Here is a 21,885-nt window from a genome sequence, read left to right as displayed (position 1 = left end):
GAGAAAGCGAGAGCCCATCATGAGCACGTACATACGTCAGGCCGCCCTCGCCGCCGCCGCGACGCTGCTGCTGGGGACCGTCGCCGCCTGCGGCAGCGGGCACGACCGGCAGCGCGACGAGCGCCGGGACGACGCCGCCGCGAGGAAAGAGGCCCGCCAGGCGTCCGCACACCGGCCGTTCACCCTGGTCGCCACGGGCGACGTCCTCTCACACGACTCCGTCATACGTCAGGCCCGTACGGACGCGGGCGGCTCGGGCTACGACTTCCGCAAGATGCTCGCGGGCGCCAAGTCCCTGGCTTCCGGGGCCGACTTGGCGATATGCCACATGGAGACCGTCTACGGCCGCTCGGGCGGCCCCTTCACCGGATACCCGGCCTTCAAGACGCCCCCCGACGTGGCCTCCGCCCTCAAGGACACCGGCTACGAGAGCTGTTCGTCCGCCTCGAACCACAGCATGGACGACGGTGTGGACGGGGTACGCCGCACCATCACCGCCATGGACAAGGCGGGCCTCAAGCACGCGGGATCCGCCGCCTCCGCCCGCGCCCGGGGCCGTACGACGATGATGAAGGCGGGCGGCGCGAAGGTCGCCCAACTCGCCTACACCTACGGGACGAACGGCATATCCGTGCCCAAGGACAAGCGGTGGGCGGTCAACATGATGGACCCGGACCGGATCATCGCCGACGCGCGGGCGGCGCGGCGCGCCGGTGCCGACATCGTCGTGACGAGCATGCACTGGGGCACCGAGTGGCAACAGGCCCCCGACAGCAGGCAGAAGCGACTGGCGAAGAAGCTCACACGCTCCCGCGACCGCAGCGGACGCAAGGACATCGACCTGATCATCGGCACCCATGCGCATGTGCCGCAGCCCTACGAGAAGGTCAACGGCACCTGGGTCGTCTACGGGATGGGCGACCAGCTCGCCGGGAAGATGAACGACCCGCGCGGGTCGATGAGTTCGGCGGCACGCTTCACCTTCGTACCGCCGGGGAAGGGCGGCACGCGAGGCGGGGCGGGGGACGCCCGCGACGCCCGCCGCGACGCGAAGCCGGACAAGGACGCGAAGTCCGGCGGCCACGCGAAGTCGGGCGAGGACGCGGGGAGTCGGGGGCGTCAGAACGAATGGAAGGTGCAGAAGGCGGAGTTCGTGCCCTTCTTCGTCCAGACGTCGCCGCGCATCAGCGTCGTGGACCTCAGCCAGGAGAACGCCCGTGACGCGGGTGAGGGGCGGGCCGAGGCGTTCCGCACGATCCGCGAGTCGGTGCTCAGCCGCGGTGCCGCCGAACAGGGTCTGCGGATGGGCCGTTGACGCCTCGTTGAGGTAACCACCTCCGGGAGGGCGGGGCCCCGCCCGGCCGTATGCGGATCATGCGTACGGCCGGGTGGGGCTTCAGCCTCCGGACATGCGGCTGCCGGGGGGCCGGGGTCCGGGACCGTACGGGCTGGGACCTCAGTCATGTGCCGGGACTGCACGGGCCGGGCCCGCCGAGCCCCAAGTGATGGGCACGGACGGCGAGTTGGACGCGATTGCGGCTGCCGGTCTTGGCCATCAGTCCGGCGATATGCGTCTTGACGGTGGTGACGCCGATGTGGAGGCGTTCGGCGATCTCCGCGTTGGAGCGGCCCACGACGACCGATTCGAGCACGTCGCGCTCCCGTGCGGTGAGCGCCACCGCCGCCGCATCGGCGGTGTGCTCCTGCCCGTCCGGCCTTCCCTCGGCCAGGACGGCACGCCGTACGAGCCGGCGCAGCACGTGCGGGCTGAACGGACTCCGGCCGGCGGCCGCGCTGCGGATTCCGTCCAGCAGCTCCTCCGGGGCGGCGTCCTTGGCGAGGAAGCCGCACGCCCCGGCCTCCAGCGCGGGATAGAGATGCTCGTCGTCGTCGAAGGTCGTCAGCACCAGCACCCGTACCGAGGGGCGCGCGCCGAGGATGCGGCGTGTGGCGGTGATGCCGTCGACGCCGGGCATCCGCAGATCCATCAGCACGACGTGCGGCACCAACTGCTCGACGAGCGCGATCGCCTGGCGCCCGTCCTCCGCCTCGCCCACCACCTCGATGCCGTCGGCCGCTGTGCACAGCATGCGCAGGCCCGCCCGTACGAGCTGCTGGTCGTCGACGAGGAGGGTACGGATCACGGTGCCGCCGCCCGGGGGGAGGGGAGCGCGGACGTGCCGGGCCCTGTTCCGTCGCGACCCGTCCCGCCCGGTCCTGTCCTGTCCGACCCCGTCCCTTCTGGTCCTGTCCCTTTCGGTCCCGTCCCCTCCGGCGGCACCTCGTCTGGCCGCATTCCGTCCGGCAACAGCGCGTCCGGCAGCACCGCGCTCAGCGTCCAGCCCGCGCCGCCCGGGGAGTTCGGGCCAACGCGCAGCTCGCCGCCCAGCAGTTCCAGGCGCTCACGCATCACCGTCAGACCGTGGCCGTGGCCCCGGTGGTCGTGGCCCCGGTGGTCGTGGCCACCGGCCCCGTGACCACTGCCTCGCGCCGACGCTCCGGCGCCCGACTGCCCGCCGTCGTCGCTGACTTCGACCCGTACGCCGTACCGGCCCTCCCGCGCCAGCATCACCCGCACGCGGGCACCGGCGCCCGCGTGCCGCAGCACGTTCGTCAGGCCCTCCTGCACCACGCGCAGCACGGCATGCCGATGCGCGGTGTCCAGCCGTCCCGCCGTCTCCTCGTCCACATCCGTGGAGACCTCGGCGCCCGCCTGCCGCGTACGTTCCAGGACGCTCTCCAGCTCGGCCGACAGCCCGGCCGAGGTCAGCAGCGGCGGCTCCCCAGCCGTGCCGGGGTCGCGCAGCACCGCGACCAGCCGCCGCAGATCGGTCAGCGCCTGGCCGCCGATGCTGTGCACGTCGTCGAGGGCCTCGTCGATCCTCGGGTCGGCGGAGGGCACCACATGCCGTACGACTCCGGTACGCAGCACGATCGACGCGACGTGGTGCGCCACGACATCGTGCAACTCGCGTGCCACGGCGGCACGTTCGTCGGCGCGTGCGACCTTCGTCTCCCAGCTTCGGCGCTCGTCCGCTTCCCTTGCGCGCTGCTCCGCCTGTGCCGCCAGCTCCCGCTGCGAACGCAGGAACGAGCCCAGCAGCAGCGGCAGTCCGGTCTTCATCGCCACCATGAGGGCGTTGGCGGCGATCGAGTAGAAGTGCAGGAAGTCCGCGGCAGAAGCCGCACACAGCGCGGCGGCGCTCCACCACATCCTTCGTCCCGGACATCTCAGCGCGACCTCGCCGAGCGCCACGCACGCGAGGATCTGCGCCACACCTCCGCCGATCTTCGCGGAGGTCACGACGGCGGCCACCAGCAGCAGGCACTGCGCCACCAGTACCTGCACCGGACGGCGTCCGCCCACCGGGACCAGCGCCGCCGAGGCCACGGCCACCAGCCAGTCCCAGCCCGACGGTTCGACCTGCGGCACATGCAGCAGCCCGACGGACCCCACCGCGGCGAGCAACGGCAGCAGCCGCACCCACCCGTACGCCGTGGCGGGGGCACGCAAGGAACTCCGTATCTGCGGCACGCGCCGAACGTAGCCGCGGGCGCGGCCCCACGGCGTCCTCCCCGAGGAGGGCCCGCCTCCGGGCGCCTCCTACTTCTGGCCGCCGGGAGCGGCCGGCAGCACGAAGCCCCCGCCGCACGGCGCGGCCGACACTGTCGCCGGTGCCGCCCCCTTTCTCTCTCCCCGCGGGCGGTGTGCGTCGAGAGAACCGGAGCGAAACCCATGCGGGCCATGAAGCGCACAGCCGGACAGGACAAGGCCGGCCAGGACGGGGCCGGACAGCGCAAAGCAGGAGGGGGCAAGGCCGGTCCCCGGCTGATCACCGCCCTCAGGCTGGTGCTGTTCGTCGTCTTCGCCGGCTACGGCACGATCAAGCTGCTCGGCGGCCAGTACGACTACGGGGACTGGACGATCTCCAACCGCACGCCGGACGGCACCAGCGTCGTCTGGGCGTTCTACGGCTACTCAGAGGTGTACGGCCGCTTCACGGGCCTGTACGAACTCGTCCCCGCGCTGATGCTGCTCTCACGCCGCACGGTCACCCTCGGGGCGATGGCGCTGTTCGCGGTGTCGCTGAACATCACGGTGATGGACTTCGCCTACGGCTATCCCTCGGTCAAGTACTTCTCCCTCGCATACACGCTGCTGTGCCTCGTCCTCGTCGTACACGGACGAGAACGGCTCATCGCGGCGTTCTGGGAGAGGCCCGGCGCCGAGACGCCCGAAGGCCGCTGAACGGTCCCCCGGTGCCTCCGGTTCCACCGGCGGACTCCGTTTGCGGCCGGTACGGCCCGGCGTTCTGCTGGGATTCAGCTACGGCCGTCCACCGTGGAGGACCCGCGATGGCTGACGAGAATCCACGTGCGGGGAAAAGCCGTCGGCGGCCGGGGAAGAATGTGCCGGGCCTGGACAGATCGGCGCTGTGCGCCCGAATCGGAGCACATCGCCTACCTGGAATCCCAGGTGCGGACACGCAAACACGACTCTGCGGACGTCGAACGTGAAGTCACGGAACAGGCCGTGAACCATCTCAAGGCAGCGGAGAAGGAAGTCGAACCCCGGCCCTGGTACCGCGGCTTTTGGCGCAGGCTGTTCAACACCGACATCGTGACCGCGCTGTCCGACATTGCCGAGGCCGAGGTCGAACTGACCAGGGTGGCCAGCGGCGACGACCTGAGAGGCAGATTTCCGCAGATCCTCACACGGGCCCGTGAGCCCTGCCATCCGACCATCCGCAGCGCACGCTCCCGGAGAAGGAATGGAGCCGCTTCGAGCGCTGGCGGCGGCTTTCCCCTGGCGAGCCGGAGACGTCGTCGCGGAAACGCTGCACGCCGCCAACAAGGCGGAGGAGACGGAGCGTGCCAGGGTCCGCGGTTTCACTCAGATTCTGATCTGGTCCATCACGATCACGGCCGTGATTGCGATCCTGTTCGGCCTCCGGGCGTCCGCCGAGAGCGATGTGGCGGACCTCTTCTGCTTTCCCGGCCAGGAAGTGCCGCCCGCCCGGGTCTGTCCCCTCGGCGGCAACACGGCCGACGGAAGTGACGTTTTCCTCATCGAGTTCATGGGGATGTCCGCGGCGGCTCTGGCGGGCGCGGTGTCGCTGAAGACGATGCGCGGCGACTCCTCCCCGTACCAGGTCTCCGTGCTGCTGCTCCTGCTGCGCCTTCCCGCCGGAGCCATGACGGCCGTGCTGGGCGTGCTGCTCGTCAGCGGGGCCTTTCTGCCGGGTCTGACCAGTCTTGACGCGAGTGCCCAAGTCGTCGCGTGGGCCGCTGCGTTCGGCATTCTCCAAGAGCCCGTCACACGTGCCGTCGACAGGACCGGCAGGGCGTTCCTCGACGACCTGGCACCGGATACGGGGCAGAAGTCCGCGGCGCCGGGCGGCCGTTCGCAGCAGCGGGACACCGGCGGGCCGCCCAGGCGTCGCGAATAGCCGGGAACGGGACGGGAACCGGCCGATAACGGGCCGGGAACGGCGGGTTAGGACCGCGCCGAGCGGGCAGGCGTGCCGGGGCGGCGAGCGGCGCTGCCGTACCCGGGCCCTCCACTCCACGGCCCCGTCTCCGCCGGAGAGAGCCTGCGTCCCGGGCGATGCGCACCTGTTACGACCGATCCGCCCCGAACAGATCCTGTTCCGAGGTATTCCGGTTTTTCGTTGTTTCTGTCTTTCCTCTTGATTCTCTCAGTGGTCCGCTGTCGCCGAGCTGGTGAGAATTGTGCCTTTTGATCGTTCGATTCAACGGACAATGCCCGCGCCGATATGCTGTACTCGGCGCCGTACGGGCATTGCCGGGCATCACCTCTGCGTTCCGCTCACCAGCGGCGAAGGGGAATAGAGGAGACTTCGTACGCGGCCGGAAGATGTGCCGGGCGTGCCCGTGTGAGGCCCGCTGTCCGATTGCCGGGTCATCGAAATCGCGCGATGTGTGCACCGTGCGGAAAGTGCAGGTCAAGGTCTTACGGAAACAACGCCGCCGCGTTGCGCGCCGGCAATCGCCACGACCGCGGAACTTCCTTCTTCACGAGCTTCCCACGCAGGGTGACGGCATCTACACTGACGCGGCGTCAACCGGCTCCACTTCTCATCGATATGTGAAAGCTGCGGTCAACTATTGAGTACCGAATCTCTTAGCGGACGGACGGGGTTCAGACGCCAGACGGTGTGGCCCGCCGCCCTTTTACTGGCGGCCGTGGCGGTCGCCGCGCAGATGGTCAGCTGGTGGACCCGGTCCCCCGCCGTAATGGCGAGCGGTTCCGTGGCGGCCGTGGGGCTGCTGGCCTGCCTGCCTCATCTGTGGCGCATGCACCGCGAGGACATACGCAACTCCGGCCACTTCGCCGAGCAGGCAGAGCAGGCCAAGCGCGCCGCCGACGCCCAAGTGTCGTCGGAGAGGGCGCGTCTGACGGAACAGTGGCAGACGTGGTCGCAGTCTCAGTTCGAGGCCTTCCACGAGTCCATCGAGGCATGGTGCCGCGATCTGCACACCGTGCTGACGGAGCGGCGCAAGCCCGACTCCTCCCTCCCGAATCTGAGCCCGCAGACGGCGAAGCTGCTCAGCAGCGCACTCGACGAGGTGGACGAGGAACTCATCGACGTCCAGGACGCCTGTGAGCACGCGATCGTCTTCCTCGCACAGCGGCTCCAGACGGGCGGTCTCCAGATCCAGGAGAAGGCCGGCGGCCTCACCGAGCGTCCCGAGCCCGGACTGCCCGAACTCGGCATCGAGATCGACCACTTGGCGACGACCTTCGCCCACCACGCCCAGAGCCTCCGCATCCTCGGTGGTTCGTGGACCGGCCAGCAGTGGCAGGAGACGGTGCCCCTCACGGACATCGTCCGGGCGGCCGGCGGGCAGATCACCGACTACCAGCGTGTGGTGATCGGCGGCGAACCCGACCTGGGCGTCAAGGACTTCGCAGCCGAGTGGCTCATCCACCTGGTGGCCGAACTCCTCGGCAACGCGACGACCTACAGCCCCAGGAGCAAGGAGGTCACCGCACAGCTCGAGGCCGTGCCGTCGGGAGCGGTCATCCAGATCGACGACCGTGGAACGGGCATGACCGAGGCCCGGCTCCAGAAGGCCCTCGAACTGGTGGCGGGCCCCCGCGACACCAGCATCCGCGACCTCCAGACCCCGCAGATCGGTCTGGCCGTCGTCGGCAACATCGCACGCCGGCTCAACATCCGGGTCAGCCTTGGACGTTCGCCGTACGGAGGCATCCGTGCCGTCGTACTGGTGCCCATGGACCTCCTCGAAGCCATCGACCCGGTGTACACGATGCCCGTACCAGAAGGCACCGCCGCGCCGGCGGTGGAAGCAGAGCAGACCGTGCGTGCGGAACGTGAGGAGAACCCGCTCGCGGCTCCCTCGCGGGGGCCGCGCGAGCCGCTGCCGACCCGGTCTCCCGCCGCGGCGTCCGTGCCGGAGCCCGACTTCGCGCCTCCTGCTCCCGACCCCGCTTCAGCGTTCGCGTCCGAGAGCACGGAGTCCCCTTCCTCGGATCCGCCGTCCCCCGCGGTGGGGCTGCCGCGCCGGCGTTCGCCGCGGCACTCCCGCTCCACGGCTCCCGTCGAGACACAGCAGACCAGCGACGACAGCGATGACGACCCGGAAGCCGCCGCTTCCTTCATGAGTTCTTTCGTGCTGGGGGGCCGGACCTCTTCGCCCGATGATGAAACCGATTCGCCCCAGGGGGACGACGACCGATGAGTCACGAAGCAGCCGCGTACGACCAGTCCTGGATGCTCAGTGACGTAGCTGACGTCCCCGGCGTCCAGCACGCGGTGGTCCTCAGCGCCGACGGTCTGGTACGCGCCCGTACCCGCGATCTCGGCATCGACGAGGCCGACACGCTCGCCGCGGCGGCGGCCGGGCTCCAGTCGCTGGGCACCAGCCTGGCGGGGCGCTTCGGCGAAGGGGGATTGAAGCAGCACATGGTCGAGTGGAAAGGCGGTTTTCTCTTCCTTCGCGGTGCGGGCGACGGGTCCAGGCTCGCGGTGATCACGAGCAACAAGGTCGACCCGGGGGTCATCGCCTCCCAGATGGTGCTCCAGGTCCAGCGGTTCGGCGACCACCAGGCCAGTCCGCCAAGGAGGCGCTCAGTAACGTGACCGGACCGAGGGGACCGAGAAGGGGACCTGTGCGCCCCTACGTGCTGACCGGCGGGCGCGCCCGCCCTCGTCAACGGCTGGCAGTGGAGACGCTGTTGGAGACCGTCGACCCTGACGGCACCGAGCTCCCGGTGACTGCCAGCAGGCAGGAGCGGATGCTGTACCGGATGTGCCGGTACAGGATCTCCGTGGCGGAGTCCGCCGCTCACCTGGGGCTGTCGGTCAGCGTCGTCACGATCCTCGCCTGCGACCTGATCGACGCCGGTTACCTGATCACACGTTCTCAGGTCCCGAAGGCGCAGCTTCCCGACGTGCACATACTCCAAGAGGTACTGGATGGACTCCGCAGACAACTCAGCGCCTGACGGGCGCTATCTGGCCCCCACCGTCGATCAGGCGCTGAAGATCCTCGTCGTCGGCTCTTTCGGGGTCGGCAAGACGACGCTCGTGGGGAGCGTCAGCGAGATAGACCCGCTGCGCACTGAGGAGACCATCACCCAGGCCAGTACGGGCGTCGACGATCTGTCCGGACTCTCGGGCAAGACCGCAACGACCGTGGCCATGGACTTCGGGCGCATCACGCTCAGCCAGCGGATGGTCCTCTATCTCTTCGGCACACCGGGACAGCGTCGCTTCTGGGACCTGTGGGAGGGCCTGGTCATCGGCTCGATCGGCCTGCTGGTCCTCATCGACACCCGCAGGATCGAGGACAGCTTCGAGATCCTCGACCAACTCGACGTGCGCAGCCTTCCGTTCGCCGTCGCCATCAATCAGTTCCCGGACTCGGTCCGGTACGACGAGGAGGATCTGCGCGATGCGCTCGATCTGCTTCCTGAGACGCCGCTCATCCACATCGACGCCCGTAACCACCATTCGTCGGTACAGGCGCTGATCACCCTCGTCGAGTACGCCGCCCGTATCAAGGCCCAGGAGAAGGTCGCGTGACCACACCTGCCCCCCCGCGTATGTACGGCTCCGAAAAGCTCGTATCGCTCACGGACATAACCCAGTCGAGAGACCCGCACCGCATCTACCACCAACTCCGTCTCGAACACGGTCCGGTGGCGCCCGTCGAGCTGGAGCCCGGGGTGCCCGGGTGGCTGGTGATGGGTGTCGAGCAGTTGCGCATCATCACCGAGCGGGAGGCGCTGTTCTCCCGTGACGCGCGCAACTGGCGCGACCTCAACGACGGCATCGTCTCGCCGGACTCCGGGCTGCTGCCGATGATGGCCTACCGGCCCAACGTCATCGGCGCCGACCAGCAGGAGCACAGGCGGCTGCGGCAGCCCCTGGACGACGGAGTCGGACGCATCAACCACCGTGCGCTGCGCCGCCAGGTGCAGCGGATCTGCTCCGAACTGATCTCCACGTTCGCCCAGTTGGGGCGCGCGGACCTCGTCGCCGACTACGCGGCCTACGTGCCGATGCTGGCCATCGCGAGCCTCTTCGGGCTCGACACCCGCCAGGGCCACGAGCTGCGTGCCGCGCTGATCGCGCTGTTCAGCAGCCAGACGGACTCCCAGGTCGGCAACCGAAGCTTCGAGCAGATCCTGTTCGACACCCTGCGGGAGCGGCAGCAGCATCCCTCCGAGGATCTGACGACCGCCCTGATGAACCACCCGAACCTCCAGGACGACCCCGAGGTCCTCCAGTCCATGGTGGTCATGATCTCCGCGGGGAACGAGACGACGACCTGCTGGATCGCCCACACCCTCTACCGGATGATCACCGACACCTCGTTCGACGACCGGCTGCGCAGCGGCCAGCTCGGCGTTGACGACGCGCTCGACGAGGTGCTGTGGCGCGAGCCGCCGATGACGCACATGCCCGCCCGCTACGCGCTGCGCGACATCGAACTCGGCGGTCAGTCCATCCGCCACGGCGACGTGCTCATCCTGGGCCTGTCCGCGGCCAATTCGGACCCGGCGCTCGCACCGGAGGGGACCCGTCCCCACAACAACCGTGCGCACATGGCCTATTCGGCGGGGCCGCACATGTGCCCCGCGCAGGACACCTCGCGCGTGATCACCCGTACCGCGGTGGACACCGCGTTGCACCAACTGCCCGGTCTGCGGCTCACGGTCACGCCGAGCGAGATCACCTGGAACCCGTCCCCCTGGACCCGCTGCCCGACCCAGCTTCCGGTCGCATTCGCCGTACCGCACGACATCCGCACCACGCCCGCAGCCGCCCGCCCCGATGGAGAGTCCGCATGACGGCAGAACAGGCACCATCCACCTCCGGCGTTCCCACGCTCACGCTCGACCCGTACGGCCGCGACCACCAGGGAGAGGCCGCGCGGCTGCGTGGACTGGGACCGGTGGTGCGGGTACAGCTCCCGGGCGACGTGGAGGCGTGGAGCGTCACGCGCCACGACCTGCTCAACCAGCTCGTGCTCGACCCGCGCATCTCCAAGGACTGGCACAACTGGGGTGCCATGCAGCGCGGTGAGATCCCCGACGACTGGCCGCTGATCGGCATGGTCAAGGTCACCAACATGGTCACGGCGGACGGTGCCGAGCACCGGCGGCTGCGCAAGCTCGTCAGCCAGACCTTCACCGCACGCCGCGTCGAGGACCTGCGGCCCGGCACCGAGCAGATCGTCGAGAACCTTCTGGAGGCGCTGCCCTCGCACGCCGACCCGGACGGCACCGTCGACCTGCGCAAGCACTACGCCTACCCCGTGCCGATGCAGGTCATCAGCGACCTGTTCGGCATCCCGGACTACGAACGCCCGGAGCTGCGCGAGGCGGTGGACAAGATCTTCCGCAGCGACCTCTCGCCCGAGGTGGTCGCCGCGAACCAGATCGCCGTCTACCAGCTCCTCGCCCGTGTCGTCGAACTGCGCGGCAAGGAGCGGGGCGACGACCTCACCAGCGCCCTCATCTCGGCCCGCGAGGCGGAGCCGGACGCGCTCACGCAGGACGAACTCGTCGGCACGCTGCTGGTGATGCTCTCCGCCGGGCACGAGACCACGCTGAGCCTCATCGTCAACGCCGTGCGGGCGCTGCTTACCCACCCCGACCAACTCGCCCTCACCCGGGGCCCGGAGGACATGTGGCCGGCGGTCGTCGAGGAGACGCTGCGCTGGGAGGCGCCCATCGGCAACTTCCCGTTCCGCTACCCGACGGAGGACATCGAGGTCGCAGGGGTCGTCATCCCCAAGGGCGACCCGATCATGGCCCCGTACAGCGCCGTCGGCAGGGACCCGCAGCAGCACGGTCCCGACGCGGACAGCTTCGACATCTCCCGTGAGCAGGCACGCCACCTGGCGTTCGGGCACGGCGTGCACGCCTGCCTCGGCGCGCCGCTCGCGCGGCTGGAGGCCACCATCGCGCTGCGTGAACTCTTCGCGCGCTACCCGGACATGATCCTGGGGGCCGTGCCGGGCACCCTCCAGCCGGTGCCGTCGATGTTCTCCAACAGCGTCACGACGCTTCCCGTACGCCTCGGGCGGCCGGCGGGTTGATCGTGACCGAGGGGGAGCGGCGCGGGCGGCGGGCGGAGAGCCGCACCGTCGCCCGCGTCCGGCCGCCGTAGCAGGCCGGAACCGTACGGGGAGGGAGCCAGGGACCGGAGGCGCAGCGTCGCGCCCCGGTCCCGGGTACGGATCGCCGCAGTCGCACATCCGCATCAGCTGCCAGGAGCACCACCCCCAGGGTTCTTCAGGAAGGCGCGACGACCATGCTCGACGGACAGGACTACCCGGAGATATCGGCACCCCCCGCGGGGCCGGTGGAACCGGGAGGGCTCACGGGGAGCCACGGCGGACCCCCTCTCGACCGGCCGGGGTCCGACGGTACGGGGACAGACCACGCGGGACTCGGCGCTGCGGCGCACACCGTGCCGGAGACGGAGACCGCGAACGCCGCTCGCACCACCAAGACCACCACCGGGACAACCGACGGGACCACCACCGGGACCACCGACGGCGCCGGAACCGCCACCGCCACCGCCACCAGGACCGGCGCCCGCGAAGCCGCCCGCAGAAGCCTCGAAGACTGGCTGACCGCCCGGGACGGCGACCCCCTCACCGAACAGCACCGCTGGGCACTGCTGCCTCCCGGCAAGCTGCTGCGGCCGGTGCTGCTGCTGGAGTCGGCGGCGGCAGTCGGCGGCCGGACCGAGCAAGTCGAGCCCGCGGCAACGGGGTTCGAGCTGATGCACGCAGGCAGCCTCATTCACGACGACATCATCGACGGCGACGAGATACGGCGCGGACGCGCGGCGAACCACTGCCGCTACGGGGTCGAACGGGCCGTAGTCAGCGCAGACGCCCTCTTCTTCGCCGTATTCGAGACCCTCGGCGAGTGCCGTCGGCGCGGCGTCTCCGACAGGCTGATCAGCGATGCGACCGCCGTCATCGCCGAAGCGGGCCTGGACATCACCCGCGGCGCCACGATGGAGCTGGACCTCAGCGGCACGCTCCACGACGACACCGAGTCCTATCTGGAGATGGCGCGGCTGAAGACGGCCGCGCTGCTGCGTGCCGCATGCCGCACGGGCGCCGTGCTCGCCGGGGCGACAGCCGAACAGGCCGACGCGCTCACGGAGTTCGGGGAGACGCTGGGCATCGCCTTCCAGATACAGGACGACCTGCTGCCGTACGCCAGACCGCCGCAGAAGACCGGAGGCGGGGCCCGCACGGCGGCCGGGGGCCGTACGGAGGCGGAGGCGACCGGAGCCGGAGGAGGTGCGGGGGCCGGAGTCGGCCCCGGTGTCAGATCGGCCGTCGCGGCCGGTGCCTCCGGCCGTTCCGTCACCGCAGGCAAGTCCCGTACCAGCGACCTTCGCAACGGCCGCCCCGTACTTCCGCTGCTGCTCGCCAACCGCTACGGAAGCGACGCCGACCGCGCCCTCCTCGCCGAACTGCTCGACGCCGGCACCGACGAGGAACTGCGCCAGGAGCGGCTGCACCGCCTCCTGGAGTCCACCGGCGCGCTGAGCGCCGCACAGCACACCGCCGACACCTATCTCGACCGCTGCCGCAAGGCGCTCGAAGTTCTGCCGCCCAGCCCGCACCGTCACCGACTCGCCGCGCTCGCCGACCAGTTCAACAGCCGAGGAGTGGAGGCACGATGACCACGGCCACGGACACTCCGGAGAACAGGAGACCCGCCCCGGCTGGGGCGCACGACGGCGCCGGACTCGCCCTCCGGCTGCCCCGCCTGATCTGGCGTGAGATCTTCGTCAGCTACCGCTTCAACAGCAACGACCTGTGGTCCACCGTCGTACCGGCGTCCTGCTTCGTCACCGCCGCCGTCAGGAACGCAGGTCTCGGCCCCTACGACGCCGCGCTCACCCTCGTGGGCGCCGTGGCCTACTTCTGGCTCTTCATCTACGGCTCCAGCCTCATCAACCAGATCACCGGTGTCGAGGAGGACCGCCTCAACAAGCCCTTCCGGCCGCTCGTCACCGGCGACAGCAGCATGCGCGGGGCCAAGCGGCGCCTCGCCGGGGTCCACATACTCTTCCCCGCCCTGGGCCTGCTGCTGGGTGTGGTGGAGTGGGCGCTGCTGTGGCAGTTGCTCTTCATGCTCCACTACGCGTGGGGAGGCCACCGGCACTGGTTCGCCAAGAACCTCCTCATCGCGCTCGGCGTCGTCTCCCAACTCGCCGCCGCCTGGCAGATGGTGACGCCCATCACCACCGCCGTGTGGCACTGGGTCCTCACCATGTCGGCCATGACGTTCCTGATCATCGGCGTGCAGGATCTGCGCGACGTGGAGGGCGACCGCACACTGAACCGGCGCACGATGCCGATCGTCCTCGGCGACCGTCTCTCACGCGGCTACTTCGCGGCGAGCTTCGTGGCGCTGCTGCCCGTCACCCACTACGTGATGGTGGCGCCCGCCGGGTCCCACTGGTGGACCGTGGCGATAGACGTCGTGCTGGCCTCGCTGAGCCTGGTGCTGGCCGCGCGGGTGCTGCTGCTTCGTACGCCCGCCCAGGACCATCGCACACAGCGGTTCGTGGAGTGGTGGTACACGTTCGTCCTCGCCACGGCCGTCGTGCTGCTGTGACGGACGTGGGTCCCGCCCCCCGGGTATGGGACCACGCGTCGTGCCGGGCGCACATGTGCGGGCGGGTGCCTGAGTCGGGTGCCGCCGGGTACGCGCGAGCGCGGGCACGGAACTGCCGTGCCCGCGCGTCCCGTTGTACGTCGCTGTGGTTCCGTGGCAGCGGATGTTCCGCAACGGGGCGGACGTACCGCTGCCGTAAGCGCAACACGGTGAGGAGTGCCACGTATGTCGAAACCCCCGCTTCCCGACGACGCGGTGGAGATGCTGAAGAAGGCCAACCCGGCGGTCGTCACGACCCTGCGCCCGGACGGACAGCCGGTGTCGACGGCCACCTGGTACCTGTGGGAACAGGGCCGCGTCCTGGTCAACATGGACGAGGGGCGCAAGAGGCTGGAGCACATCCGGGCCGACCCCCGCGTCACGCTCACCGTGCTCGACGAGCAGAACTGGTACACACACATCAGCCTCATCGGGAACGTCGGCGAACTCCGTGACGACGAGGGCCTGGCCGATATCGACCGGCTCGCCCGGCACTACCTCGGCAAGCCCTATCCGCGCCGGGACCGCGGCCGGGTCAGCGCCTGGATCGAGATCGAGCGATGGCACGGCTGGGGTTCGATGAAGGACAGCAGCCAGGCGGGCTGACGGCATCCCCTGTTCGTGCGGGGCGTCCTTCGCGTACCCGCGTCCCTCGCGTCCCTCGCGTCCCGCGCGGAACGTCTTCGCGGAGCGTCGTCCGCGGGGCGCTCTCGCTCTCACTCCTCCGTGAGCGAGAGCGCCTGGCTGGGACAGATGTCCACGGCCTCCCGTACGCCCGCGAGCCGGGCCTCGCCGGGCCGTTCGGACAGCACGACCACGGTGCCGTCCACGTCGTCCTGGTCGAAGACCGCCGGTTCGCTGAGCACGCACTGACCGGCGCCCACGCAGACCGTGGTGTCCGCGACGACGCGCACCCGCCCCGCGTCTTCCGCGCCTCCCGTCCCGCCTCGGCCTTCGGGGCCCTCCGCCTCGCCGGCTGCCCCTGCTGCGTCCGCTTCCGCTCCCATGGCGTTCCCTGCTCCCTCTCCCACGGCCTCTCCCCGGGCTTCTTCCGCTGTCTCTTCGCCTTCCCCCGGGGTCCCCCGCCCTCCCCTTACGTTCGTCACCAGGTGACGGGCAGTTCGTAGAGGCCGTAGATGTTGCTGTCGTCCTTGAACGGCAGTTCGCCGGCGGGCACGGCGAGACGCAGTCCGGGAATCCTGCGGAAGAGGGTCGCGAAGACCATCTGGAGTTCCATACGCGCGAGGTTCTGGCCGAGGCACTGATGTGCGCCGTATCCGAACGCCACGTGGTGCCGGTCGCCGCGCCCGATGTCGAGTTCGTGCGGGCGGGGGTAGACGCCGGGGTCGTGGTTGGCGGAGTTGCCGAGACCCAGCACGCCCTCGCCGGCGCGTATCAGCACCCCGCCGATCTCCACGTCCTCGGTCGCCACTCGCGCGGTGACGAGGTCGACGATGCTGAAGTACCGCAGCAACTCCTCGACGGCGCCCGGCATCGCGTCCGGGTCCTGTGCCAACCTCTCCCGCTCACCTGGGTGTTCGAGAAGCGCGAAGGTGCCGAGCGAGATCATGTTCGCCGTCGTCTCATGGCCGGCGATGAGCAGCAGCACGGCGAGGCTCACCAGGTCCACGTGGTCGCCGCGGCCCGTCTCGCGCTGCTTGAGTATCTGCCTGCCCAGCAGGTCGCCGTCGGTCGGGTCCTGCTCCTTCGCCGTGACCAACTCGTCGAGGTAGTCGCGGAGTTCGTCGCGTGCCTGCTCGCGCCGCGCGATCGGTTCGCTGCGGCGCAGCAGCAGCGACGAACGTGCCTGGAAGAACTCGTGGTCCTCGTACGGCACTCCCAGCAGCTCGCAGATGACCAGGGAAGGCACCGGCAGCGACAGCGACTTCACGAGGTCGGCCGGGCGCGGCCCGTCGAGCATGGCCTCCACATGCTCGTCCACGATCTCCTGGATGCGCGGACGCAGCGCCTCCATCCTCCGCACGGTGAACTCCCCGACCACGGCGCGGCGTGCGGGCCCGTGCTCCGGCGGGTCCATGGAGATCAGCGTCTTGCGGGACCGGGCAGCGAGCTGCTGCTGGCCCTCGGAGAAGACGGGGAAGCCGGGGTTCGTACGGTCGGAGCTGAAGCGAGGGTCGGCCAGCATCGCGCGGACGTCCTCGTGCCGGGTGAGCGCCCAGGCGGTGCCGCCCGAGGGCAGGGCGACGCGGGAGACGGGCGCCTCCTCGCGCATACGCTCGTACACGGCGGGTGGTGAGAAGGGGCAGGTGCGCTCTGCGGGAAGTGTCACCGTGGGCCGACCGCTCGTCATGGGACTCCGATCCGAGGCAGGGATTCCAGTGATGGATCTTCAGCGACGCACCTCTCACCGTAGGCTAAGTGGATGAAATTCGTCCACATCGAGAGGGTGACAGAATCGGCCAACTTCCTTTGCAGAGCGGGGACATGAGCGCGGAGGGGACATGAGCGCGGACACGGGCGAGGGCGCGGCGCCGCTGCGGGCGGACGCGCTGCGCAACCGCCGGAAGATAATCGCCGCGGCGAAGGAGGTGTTCGCCGCCCGCGGGCCGCACATACCCATGGAGGACGTCGCACGGCGGGCCGGGGTCGGGGTGGCGACGCTCTACCGCCGCTTCCCCGACCGTGAGTCGCTGATCCGCGCGGTCGCACAGGACACCTTCGCCCGGGTGCTGGAGGAGTCGCGTACGGCCGTCGCCGAGGAGCCCGGCGCCTGGGAGGCCCTGGTTCGAATGCTGCGCAGCTCGCGGGAGTTGACGCTGAGCGTGCAGCTCGCCCTCGAGTCGAGCCTCGCCCGCGAGGTCATCAGAGGTGACCCCGTGACGGGCCGCTTCCGCGATGAACTGCTCGACGTGCTCGACCATGTCGTACGGGCCGCTCAGGGCGAGGGGACCTTGCGCACGGATGTCGGCGGCGGCGATGTCGCCGTGCTGCTGTCGCTGCTGCTGCGACCGACACCCGTACGGTCGAAGTGGGTCGAGGCCAGTGACGGCGCGGAGGCTGAAGCGGCGGCCGGCGGCGGTGCCGACGGTCCGGCTGTCAGCGAGGCTGGAGACGCAGGGCGGGGCTCGGATGGTGCGCGGGAGACTCCCGTGTGCGAGACGTCTCCCGCCGGTCCCGCGGACGACGTGTCGGAGCGGGCCCTCGCGCTGATGCTCGACGGCCTGCGTGCACGGGAGGGCAACGCCTCCCTGCCCGGGAAGCCGCTGTCCGTGGGCGACTTCGATGTGCGGGCCGCGCGTGCCGCGGGCGAGAGGGAACGCCGCAGGCGGGCGGAGCGCAAGGCCCGGGGGGACGGCCGAGAGGACGGTTCCGGGGAGGAGCCGTTGCCCGGCTCCGCTTCTGTCTCTGGATCTGGCTCCGGCTCCGGCTCCGCTTCAGGGTCCGCTTCCGGGTCCGTCAGGGCATGATCTCCGACGCCCGCTCCACGGTGGCGCGCAGCAGCTCCCCGATGCGCTTGACGTCGGTGCGGCTGATCCTGCCTACGGGGACGGCGGTGTTGAACGCCAGCCGCGGGGACGGCAGTTCACCCGGGAAGGCCACCGCCACCGACGAGACGCCCTCCTCGCTCTCCTCCGAGCTGGTCGCGTACCCGCGCCGCCGGATCACCGCGATCTCCTTCTCCAGATCGCTGCGGCTGCGTACCGAGTGCTCGGTGAGCCCTGCCAGTTCCTCTTCCGGATAGAGCTGGTGGAGCTGCGCCGTCGAGAGCGTCGTGAGCAGTGCCTTGCCGGTGGACGTGCAGTGGGCGGGCATCGAGCGGCCCAGCCGTGAGGCGACGCGCACGGCCCGCGGGCTCTCCACCGCGTCGATGAAGCGCACGGTCGCGCCGTCGAGCACCCCGAGATGGACGGTCTCGCCCGTCTCGCGGTTGAGTTCCTCGAGGAAAGGCCGTAGCTGCTGCCGTACGTCGAAGCGCTGAAGGATCGAGAAGGCGACTCCGGTGAGCGCCGAACCGGGCACATACGCCTTGGAGCGCCCGTCCTGCCGTACGAAGCCCCGGTACTGGAGCATCGCGAGCAGCCGGTGCGCCGTCGACGACGCGACTCCCAGGTACTTGGCCACCTCGGTGAGCCTCAACTCGCTGCGCTCGCCCAGGAGCAGCAGGATCTGCATGGCGTTGTCGACGGACTCGATCGGGTACTGCGGCCGGGAACCCGAGGACCCGGGGTCCTGAGCCGAAGATTTCTTCATAGCAGAAACCCTAGTCGACGGTGGCCGGAGGCCGGTGGGCGTGTGGATGCGCGCACAGTCGGTGCGCGGGGCGCATGCGGCACACAGGCCGCGCCTACGGGCCCCGCCCGCGCGGCCCAGCTCTCCCGCCCGCCCCTACGCTCACCTGCCGTGCCCCCGCCTGCGCCGCGCCTGCGTCTGCGCCCGTGCCAGTGCCAGTGCCAGTGCCAGTGCTCGGTGACGGCTCAGACCACCACCTCCGCCAGCGTCTCCGGTGCGAACAGCTCCTCCGCTTCGTAGCGGCGTGCGGCCAGCCCCTGCTCGTGGGAGTACCGCAGGAAGGTCTCCAGGTTCGTGCGGTTCGGCTCGAATCCGTAAGGCCACCAGTCCTCGCCCAGCGCGGCCCTGGTCCGCTCGGCCTCCGCCCACAGCCAGGGCAGTGCGAAGCGCAGGGCCGCGGTCTCGCCGATGCCGGCCAGTCCCGCGTCCTTGGCGCGTGCGCACGCCTTGACCAGCTCGCGGGCCAGCCAGCGGTGCCGTTCGTAGACGTCACGGCGGATCACCAGCGTGTGCATGATCGGAAAGATCCCGGTGCGCTCGTGGTATTCGCGCTCGACGGCCTCCGGGTCGGGGAAGAGCCTGCGCAGGCCCCCGTGCCCCGGCTCGTTGAAGGGGCCCGGGTTGCGCGCGCTGTAGATCGCGTCGAGGGAGCCGTCGAGCAGCATCCGCGACAGTGTCTGCTCCGGACCGGCGGGAGTCACCTCCACGCCCGCCGGAAGGCGCAGGGCCAGCTTCTCGACGCGTCCCGGGGTGTCGAGGCCGCCGGTGCGGTAGCGCACCGATCCGACGCCGAGCCCATGGTGCTCCGCGAGGATGCCGCGCACCCAGACGGCCGCGGTGATCTGGTACTCGGGCACGCCCACGGTCCCTCCGGCCAGCTCCGCCGGGTCCGTCACGGGGGAGTCCTCGCGTACGTACACGGCGCTGTGCCGGAAGGCACGCGAGGGGAAGACGGGCACGGCGACGAAGGGCGACCCTTCGGCCAGCGTCAGCACATACGTCGACAGCGACATCTCGGCGATGTCGAACTCGCCGAACTTCAGCATCCGGAAGAAGGTCTCCTCCACCGGCAGGTCGAGGAAGTTCAGCTCCGCGCCCCCGATCGGGACGCTGCCCGAACGCAGCGGTTCCATACGGTCGTACGCCTGGCAGGCCATGGTGAACAGCGGCTTCATGCGGGCCCTCAGCGCGCGCCTGCGCCCGGCAGACGCCGTACCAGGTGGTCCCAGACGGCGGCGACCGCCCGGTCGTGGTAGATGTGCTCGCGTTTCGACAGCGACTCCTCCGGCGGCGACCACGAGGGTTCCGTGCCGGGGGGATCGGCCGTACCGGCCGTGGCGGTCAGCAACTGCTGCGCACAGGCCCGTTCGAGCAGTACGGCCGCGACGGTCGCCTGCTGAAGGCTCTCGCCCACGGTGACGATGCCGTGGTTGACGAGGAAGACCGCGCGGGCGCCGCCGAGGGCCTCGGCCAGCGAGCGCCCGAGGGCGGGGGTGAGCACGAGGTCGGCGGTCTCCGCGAACGTGGGGACGTCCGGCGGCACGAAGTAGTTGGCGGCATGGCTGACCGGCCGCAGCGGCAGCCCGGCCGCGGCCAGTGCGACGGCGTGCGGCGGATGGGTGTGCACGACTCCGCCGACGTCCGGGCGTGCGGCCATGATCTCGGTGTGGATGGGCAGTTCGCTGTGCGGTACGCCGCCCCCTTCGAGCACCGTCCCGTCGAAGGCGACGAGCTGCACACGATCGGGTGTGACCTCGTCCAGGCCCCACTCCGCGGACTTGATCCACACCCCTCTCCCGTCGGGGTCGCGCATCGACGAATGGCCCCAGATGAGGTCGTCGTGGCCCGCGGCCGCCAGTACGCGTGAGGATGCGGCGACGAGTTCGCGGGCGTCGTTGCTCATACGGGGTTCCCTCCGGCGGATCGTGATTGCGGCGGCCGTCGGGTGACGGGCCGGTGGCGGCGGCTCCGGTCGCGACCGCGGTCGCGTACGTTCACCCCGCGCTCGGCAGCGTGAACAGAAGCCAGGTCAGCGGCGGCGCGGTGACGGCCATGGCCAGGCCCCAGGTGAGCATCACGCGGAAGAGCCGGGGCCGTTCGGCGTCGGGCGCGTTGGCGAGGGTCAGCGCGCCCACGGACGAGAAGGGCGTCGAGTCCACGACGGTCGCGGAGATCGCCAGCGCGGTGATCACGCTCGTCACGCCGATGTCGCCCTGTACGAGGAACGGCACCGCGAGGGGTATCAGCACGCCCAGCAACCCGGCGCTGGAGGCGAACGCCGAAGTGATCGCCGCGACGAGGCAGAGCAGCAGCGCGGTCAGCAGCGGGGAGCCCAGATCCGCGATCCCCTTGCCGATCACCTCCACGGTGCCGTAGCGCTGAAGAGCCTCGACGAGGGTGACGACGCCGCAGATCAGCAGCACGACGGACCACACGATGCGCTTGTCGGCCTGCTCGAACCTGCCGGGGAAGACGACGTGCAGCCCTGCGGCGGCTACGAGGGCGAGGAAGCCGATCTCGACGTCGAAGACGAGGGCGCCGACGGCCACTCCCACTACGGCGACGAGGGTGATGAGCTGGTCTGCCCGCAATGCGGTGGCCGAGACGGCGGACGGCGCGGAGGCAGGGGCGGGCGCGGTCTCCGTGGCGGTGCCGGTGCCGGTCGCCGGGGGAGCCGTACCGGCGGCGGTCGCCCCCGTGCCGGTGCCGGCACCCGTGCCCGCGTCCGTCTCCGTTCCGGCACCCGATTCCGTGCCGCTGCCCGTGCCCGTGCCCGTGCCCGTGCCCGTGCCGGTGCGGTGCCGACGCCAGAGCGTACGTCCGCCGAAGAAGAGGTAGATGACGACGGCGAGGCCGATGTTGTAGGCCGCGTTCCCGAAGAACAGCTCCGCTCCGCCGACTTGGAGCCCGTTCGCCTCGGCCGCCTTGCGGACGATGATGGTGAGTCCGTTGAGGGGCGAGAAGTTCCCCAGGCACGAACCGTGCATCACCATCAGCGCGGACATCCGCCTGTCGATGCCGTAACGCGCCCCGAGCCTGAGGCACAGCGGGGCGAGCATGGCGACGCCCGCGGGGCCGAGCGCCCCGGCCGTGGTCGGGACCGCCGAGAAGACGAAGATCAGCCAGGGCACCAGCAGCGGCCGGTCGCCCAGCAGCCGTACGGCCCGGTCGATGAGCCACTCGATCGTGCCGTTGGCGGACGCGAGCCCGAAGAGATAGGTCACGCCCACGAGCAGGACGAAGAGATCGGGCGGGAAGCCGGAGAGGATCTTGTCCAGGCTTTCGTGGACCGCCAGCGTTCCGATGAGGAACGTGGCTACGAGCGCCAGCGCACCGATGTTGACCGGCCGCATGGTGCCGACGATGAAGACGAGCGCGAGCGTCGCGACTCCGATGACGTGGATGGACATGCCACTTCCTCCGGCCTCTTGCTGGGCCGCCGG

At 70.3% G+C, this 21,885-nt stretch carries 21 protein-coding genes; 13 read left to right on the top strand and 8 right to left on the bottom strand.

The genetic code is table 11. The features are described 5' to 3' along the window. The first annotated feature begins 19 nt into the window (after nucleotides 1–19). The gene (locus MMA15_RS10880; protein WP_241058910.1) at nucleotides 20–1,315 is read left to right on the top strand and encodes a CapA family protein; all 1,296 of its coding nucleotides are present in this window, start codon (nucleotides 20–22) and stop codon (nucleotides 1,313–1,315) included. 145 nt (nucleotides 1,316–1,460) lie between these two features. On the opposite strand, the gene MMA15_RS10875 is transcribed toward MMA15_RS10880, so the two are convergent. Together MMA15_RS10875 and MMA15_RS28205 are read right to left on the bottom strand one after the other, a co-directional pair. Beyond that, nucleotides 1,461–2,144 (bottom strand): response regulator transcription factor, encoded by a 684-nt coding sequence (locus MMA15_RS10875; RefSeq protein WP_241058909.1) that lies wholly within the window; start codon nucleotides 2,142–2,144, stop codon nucleotides 1,461–1,463. Next, complete coding sequence (locus MMA15_RS28205; protein WP_241058908.1) at nucleotides 2,141–3,535, bottom strand: sensor histidine kinase; 1,395 nt, start codon at nucleotides 3,533–3,535, stop codon at nucleotides 2,141–2,143. The genes MMA15_RS10875 and MMA15_RS28205 overlap by 4 nt, the downstream gene beginning before the upstream one ends. 201 nt (nucleotides 3,536–3,736) lie before the next feature. On the opposite strand from MMA15_RS28205, the gene MMA15_RS10865 reads away from it, so the two are divergent. The 11 genes from MMA15_RS10865 (at nucleotide 3,737) to MMA15_RS10815 (ending at nucleotide 14,797) form a co-directional block, all read left to right on the top strand. After that, nucleotides 3,737–4,249 (top strand): hypothetical protein, encoded by a 513-nt coding sequence (locus tag MMA15_RS10865; RefSeq protein ID WP_241058907.1) that lies wholly within the window; start codon nucleotides 3,737–3,739, stop codon nucleotides 4,247–4,249. 523 nt (nucleotides 4,250–4,772) lie between these two features. Next, entirely contained in the window at nucleotides 4,773–5,450 is a 678-nt protein-coding gene (locus tag MMA15_RS10860; protein WP_241058906.1) for a hypothetical protein, read from the top strand. Nucleotides 5,451–6,207: 757 nt separating this feature from the next. Next, a complete protein-coding gene (locus MMA15_RS10855) occupies nucleotides 6,208–7,728 on the top strand; it encodes an ATP-binding protein (protein ID WP_241058905.1) in 1,521 nt (506 codons plus the stop codon). Further along, nucleotides 7,725–8,129 (top strand): roadblock/LC7 domain-containing protein, encoded by a 405-nt coding sequence (locus tag MMA15_RS10850; RefSeq protein ID WP_241058904.1) that lies wholly within the window; start codon nucleotides 7,725–7,727, stop codon nucleotides 8,127–8,129. Before MMA15_RS10855 ends, MMA15_RS10850 begins: the two co-directional genes overlap by 4 nt. Before the next feature lie 29 nt (nucleotides 8,130–8,158). After that, nucleotides 8,159–8,494 carry a DUF742 domain-containing protein gene (locus MMA15_RS10845; protein WP_241058903.1) on the top strand — a complete coding sequence of 112 codons (336 nt, stop codon included), beginning with the start codon at nucleotides 8,159–8,161 and terminating at the stop codon, nucleotides 8,492–8,494. Next, nucleotides 8,466–9,074 (top strand): GTP-binding protein, encoded by a 609-nt coding sequence (locus tag MMA15_RS10840; protein ID WP_241058902.1) that lies wholly within the window; start codon nucleotides 8,466–8,468, stop codon nucleotides 9,072–9,074. The genes MMA15_RS10845 and MMA15_RS10840 overlap by 29 nt, the downstream gene beginning before the upstream one ends. 20 nt (nucleotides 9,075–9,094) lie before the next feature. After that, nucleotides 9,095–10,345 (top strand): cytochrome P450 family protein, encoded by a 1,251-nt coding sequence (locus MMA15_RS10835; RefSeq protein ID WP_277400967.1) that lies wholly within the window; start codon nucleotides 9,095–9,097, stop codon nucleotides 10,343–10,345. Next, nucleotides 10,342–11,598 (top strand): cytochrome P450 family protein, encoded by a 1,257-nt coding sequence (locus MMA15_RS10830; RefSeq protein WP_241058900.1) that lies wholly within the window; start codon nucleotides 10,342–10,344, stop codon nucleotides 11,596–11,598. The genes MMA15_RS10835 and MMA15_RS10830 overlap by 4 nt, the downstream gene beginning before the upstream one ends. Before the next feature lie 215 nt (nucleotides 11,599–11,813). Then, nucleotides 11,814–13,211, top strand: coding sequence for a polyprenyl synthetase family protein (locus MMA15_RS10825; protein WP_241058899.1), 1,398 nt, complete (start codon nucleotides 11,814–11,816; stop codon nucleotides 13,209–13,211). Then, nucleotides 13,208–14,152, top strand: a complete 945-nt coding sequence (locus MMA15_RS10820) for a UbiA family prenyltransferase (RefSeq protein WP_241058898.1) — start codon at nucleotides 13,208–13,210, stop codon at nucleotides 14,150–14,152. Before MMA15_RS10825 ends, MMA15_RS10820 begins: the two co-directional genes overlap by 4 nt. Nucleotides 14,153–14,377: 225 nt before the next feature. After that, nucleotides 14,378–14,797 (top strand): PPOX class F420-dependent oxidoreductase, encoded by a 420-nt coding sequence (locus tag MMA15_RS10815; protein ID WP_241058897.1) that lies wholly within the window; start codon nucleotides 14,378–14,380, stop codon nucleotides 14,795–14,797. A 110-nt stretch (nucleotides 14,798–14,907) separates the two neighbouring features. Here the strand turns inward: MMA15_RS10815 and MMA15_RS10810 are convergent, their stop codons facing one another. Both MMA15_RS10810 and MMA15_RS10805 read right to left on the bottom strand, forming a co-directional pair. Next, on the bottom strand, nucleotides 14,908–15,198 hold the full coding sequence (locus MMA15_RS10810) for a ferredoxin (protein WP_372498220.1): 291 nt from the start codon (nucleotides 15,196–15,198) through the stop codon (nucleotides 14,908–14,910). A gap of 95 nt (nucleotides 15,199–15,293) precedes the next feature. Continuing rightward, nucleotides 15,294–16,502: a cytochrome P450 gene (locus tag MMA15_RS10805; protein WP_241058896.1), complete on the bottom strand. Its 1,209-nt coding sequence runs from the start codon at nucleotides 16,500–16,502 to the stop codon at nucleotides 15,294–15,296. Nucleotides 16,503–16,653: 151 nt separating this feature from the next. Here MMA15_RS10805 and MMA15_RS10800 point away from each other — a divergent pair, with 151 nt between their 5' ends. Continuing rightward, entirely contained in the window at nucleotides 16,654–17,619 is a 966-nt protein-coding gene (locus tag MMA15_RS10800; protein WP_241058895.1) for a TetR/AcrR family transcriptional regulator, read from the top strand. Here MMA15_RS10800 and MMA15_RS10795 read toward each other — a convergent pair. The 4 genes from MMA15_RS10795 to MMA15_RS10780 all read right to left on the bottom strand — a co-directional run bounded on the left by MMA15_RS10795 (nucleotide 17,609) and on the right by MMA15_RS10780 (nucleotide 21,852). Further along, complete coding sequence (locus tag MMA15_RS10795) at nucleotides 17,609–18,403, bottom strand: IclR family transcriptional regulator (protein ID WP_241058894.1); 795 nt, start codon at nucleotides 18,401–18,403, stop codon at nucleotides 17,609–17,611. The genes MMA15_RS10800 and MMA15_RS10795 overlap by 11 nt on opposite strands. A gap of 224 nt (nucleotides 18,404–18,627) precedes the next feature. Then, on the bottom strand, nucleotides 18,628–19,617 hold the full coding sequence (locus tag MMA15_RS10790) for a substrate-binding domain-containing protein (protein WP_241058893.1): 990 nt from the start codon (nucleotides 19,615–19,617) through the stop codon (nucleotides 18,628–18,630). An 8-nt stretch (nucleotides 19,618–19,625) separates the two neighbouring features. Beyond that, nucleotides 19,626–20,345 (bottom strand): class II aldolase/adducin family protein, encoded by a 720-nt coding sequence (locus tag MMA15_RS10785; protein ID WP_241058892.1) that lies wholly within the window; start codon nucleotides 20,343–20,345, stop codon nucleotides 19,626–19,628. 91 nt (nucleotides 20,346–20,436) lie between these two features. Further along, a complete protein-coding gene (locus MMA15_RS10780) occupies nucleotides 20,437–21,852 on the bottom strand; it encodes an SLC13 family permease (RefSeq protein WP_241058891.1) in 1,416 nt (471 codons plus the stop codon). Between the last annotated feature and the right edge of the window lie 33 nt (nucleotides 21,853–21,885).

The organism is Streptomyces marispadix (genome assembly GCF_022524345.1).
Lineage (GTDB): Bacteria > Actinomycetota > Actinomycetes > Streptomycetales > Streptomycetaceae > Streptomyces > Streptomyces marispadix.
Note: the sequence above shows the minus strand (reverse complement) of the source record. Positions and strands in the feature narration are given on the sequence as shown.

Excerpts from the sequence above, each read along its gene's own strand:
- MMA15_RS10880 (WP_241058910.1), top strand. The coding sequence starts at position 20 with ATGAGCACGTACATACGTCAGGCCGCCCTCGCCGCCGCCGCGACGCTG.
- MMA15_RS10865 (WP_241058907.1), top strand. The coding sequence starts at position 3,737 with ATGCGGGCCATGAAGCGCACAGCCGGACAGGACAAGGCCGGCCAGGAC.
- MMA15_RS10860 (WP_241058906.1), top strand. The coding sequence starts at position 4,773 with ATGGAGCCGCTTCGAGCGCTGGCGGCGGCTTTCCCCTGGCGAGCCGGA.
- MMA15_RS10850 (WP_241058904.1), top strand. The coding sequence starts at position 7,725 with ATGAGTCACGAAGCAGCCGCGTACGACCAGTCCTGGATGCTCAGTGAC.
- MMA15_RS10840 (WP_241058902.1), top strand. The coding sequence starts at position 8,466 with ATGGACTCCGCAGACAACTCAGCGCCTGACGGGCGCTATCTGGCCCCC.
- MMA15_RS10835 (WP_277400967.1), top strand. The coding sequence starts at position 9,095 with ATGTACGGCTCCGAAAAGCTCGTATCGCTCACGGACATAACCCAGTCG.
- MMA15_RS10830 (WP_241058900.1), top strand. The coding sequence starts at position 10,342 with ATGACGGCAGAACAGGCACCATCCACCTCCGGCGTTCCCACGCTCACG.
- MMA15_RS10825 (WP_241058899.1), top strand. The coding sequence starts at position 11,814 with ATGCTCGACGGACAGGACTACCCGGAGATATCGGCACCCCCCGCGGGG.
- MMA15_RS10820 (WP_241058898.1), top strand. The coding sequence starts at position 13,208 with ATGACCACGGCCACGGACACTCCGGAGAACAGGAGACCCGCCCCGGCT.
- MMA15_RS10815 (WP_241058897.1), top strand. The coding sequence starts at position 14,378 with ATGTCGAAACCCCCGCTTCCCGACGACGCGGTGGAGATGCTGAAGAAG.
- MMA15_RS10810 (WP_372498220.1), bottom strand. The coding sequence starts at position 15,198 with ATGGGAGCGGAAGCGGACGCAGCAGGGGCAGCCGGCGAGGCGGAGGGC.
- MMA15_RS10805 (WP_241058896.1), bottom strand. The coding sequence starts at position 16,502 with ATGACGAGCGGTCGGCCCACGGTGACACTTCCCGCAGAGCGCACCTGC.
- MMA15_RS10800 (WP_241058895.1), top strand. The coding sequence starts at position 16,654 with ATGAGCGCGGACACGGGCGAGGGCGCGGCGCCGCTGCGGGCGGACGCG.
- MMA15_RS10795 (WP_241058894.1), bottom strand. The coding sequence starts at position 18,403 with ATGAAGAAATCTTCGGCTCAGGACCCCGGGTCCTCGGGTTCCCGGCCG.
- MMA15_RS10790 (WP_241058893.1), bottom strand. The coding sequence starts at position 19,617 with ATGAAGCCGCTGTTCACCATGGCCTGCCAGGCGTACGACCGTATGGAA.
- MMA15_RS10785 (WP_241058892.1), bottom strand. The coding sequence starts at position 20,345 with ATGAGCAACGACGCCCGCGAACTCGTCGCCGCATCCTCACGCGTACTG.
- MMA15_RS10780 (WP_241058891.1), bottom strand. The coding sequence starts at position 21,852 with ATGTCCATCCACGTCATCGGAGTCGCGACGCTCGCGCTCGTCTTCATC.